At 73.9% G+C, this 1,870-nt stretch carries 2 protein-coding genes; both read left to right on the forward strand.

Going from position 1 to position 1,870, the window contains the following annotated elements:
- The first annotated feature begins 294 nt into the window (after positions 1–294).
- Positions 295–972, forward strand: a complete 678-nt coding sequence (locus AB0912_RS35845) for a FadR/GntR family transcriptional regulator (protein WP_366707523.1) — start codon at positions 295–297, stop codon at positions 970–972.
- A 64-nt stretch (positions 973–1,036) separates the two neighbouring features.
- Positions 1,037–1,870: asparaginase (locus AB0912_RS35850; RefSeq protein WP_366707521.1), on the forward strand; the 834-nt coding region annotated here is incomplete at its 3' end.

A 1,870-nucleotide genomic window follows, 5' to 3' on the forward strand; every position in this document is an offset into this window, starting at 1 on the left:
GCTACGACAAACGAGCCCGCCACTACAAAGCCCTGGTCACCATCGCCTGCCTACGACTCTGGCTCCCCACCGACATTGCGGACACACCCTAGGGCCTGGCGCCCCAGGACCAGCCGGCCGACAGGGGCGGCGAAGCCGAGACCCCGGCTTCGCCGCCCCTGTCGTGTTCCCGGCGGCGGCCTGGCCCGCCAGACGCCGGCCCGCTTGACAGGGGCGTCATCCATCCGGAGGATCGCCTGCGTGAACCTGTCAGACAGCCAGACAGGTGGGGTACCGCCGCGGCGCGTCAGCGCGATGGAAGCGGTGCTCACCCACCTCCGCGACGCCATCGAGCGTGGCGAGCACGCCGTCGGCGACAAGCTCCCCTCCGAGGCGGAGCTGTGCCGCCGCCTCGAAGTGAGCCGCCCCGTGCTGCGCGAGGCGCTGCGCGCGCTCCAGGCGATGGGCCTGACCGTGTCCCGGACGGGCAAGGGCACCTTCGTGGTCGCCGCCACCGTGCAGGACCCGACCTTCGGCGACTACACGGCGGGCGACCTGCTGGAGGTGCGGCGCCACGTCGAGCTTCCCGTCGCCGGATACGCGGCCGTGCGCCGCACCCCGGAGGACCTCGACCGCCTCACCCACCTGCTGGACCGGATGGAGCGCGAGACCGACACCACGGCCTGGGTCGCCATGGACACCGTCTTCCACCTCACCGTGGCCGAGGCCTCCCACAACCCGGTCTTCCGCCGCGTCATCGAGGAGATCCGGGACGCGCTCGCACGCCAGTCGGCCTTCCTGAACGAACTGGGCGGCCGGCGCGAGCAGTCCGACCGGGAACACCGGTTGATCGTCGAGGCACTGGCCGACGGCAGCGAGCGCGACGCGGTCGACGCGATGGCCCACCACCTGGACCGCGTGGAGACCACCCTCGCCGCCATCGTGCGCCCCGGGCGCGCGGACACCCCCACGAAAGGCGACCCTCAGACATGAGCGAATCCACCCCGCGGACCCCGGCCCCGCGTCCGGCGCGCCCCACAGCGAACGGGGTCCAGGCGTGAACCCGGCCCTGACCCACGGCTGCCCGCGCTCCACGGCGGCTCCCGTCGTCCGCGAACCCCTGCACGCCCCCGTCGCCCAGCTCGTCCGCGGCGGGGTGATCGAGGGCGTCCACTACGGCTCGGTCGTCGTCCTCGCCGCCGACGGCACCGTGGAGTTCCAGCTCGGCGACATCGAGGCCGCCTTCTACCCGCGCTCCGCGCTCAAGCCCGTACAGGCCGTCGCGATGCTGCGTGCCGGGCTCCCGCTGGACGGCGAACTGCTCGCCCTCGCCGCCGCTAGCCACTCCGGGGAGGAGCGTCACCTCGCCGGGGCCCGCCGCATCCTGGAACGGGCCGGACTGGAAGAGGAACGGCTCCGCAACACCCCCGACCTGCCCTACGGCACCGCCGTCCGCGAGACCTGGATCCGTGAGGGCAGAGCCGCCACCCGGCTGGCCCAGAACTGCTCCGGCAAGCACGCGGCCATGCTGTACACCGCGCGGCTCAACGACTGGACGCTCGACGACTACCTCGACGCGGACCACCCGCTCCAGCGCGCCGTCGCCGCGACCGTCGAGGACCTCACCGGACAGGCCGTCGCCAAGGTCACGGTCGACGGCTGTGGAGCGCCCCTGTTCTCCGTCTCCCTGCACGGCCTCGCCCGCGCTCTCGTGCGGATCGCGGCCGGCGCGCCGGACACCCCCGAGGGCCGGGTCGCGCGCGCCATGCGCGAGCACCCCGAGATGGTGTCCGGGGCCGGCCGCGACGTGGCGGCGCTCGTGCGCGCCGTGCCGGGGCTCATCGCCAAGGACGGCTTCGAGGGCGTGCAGGTCGCCGCCTTGCCGGACGGC

It is taken from the genome of Streptomyces sp. NPDC007084, assembly GCF_040703595.1.
GTDB lineage: Bacteria > Actinomycetota > Actinomycetes > Streptomycetales > Streptomycetaceae > Streptomyces.

Excerpts from the sequence above, each read along its gene's own strand:
- AB0912_RS35845 (WP_366707523.1), top strand. The coding sequence starts at position 295 with ATGGAAGCGGTGCTCACCCACCTCCGCGACGCCATCGAGCGTGGCGAG.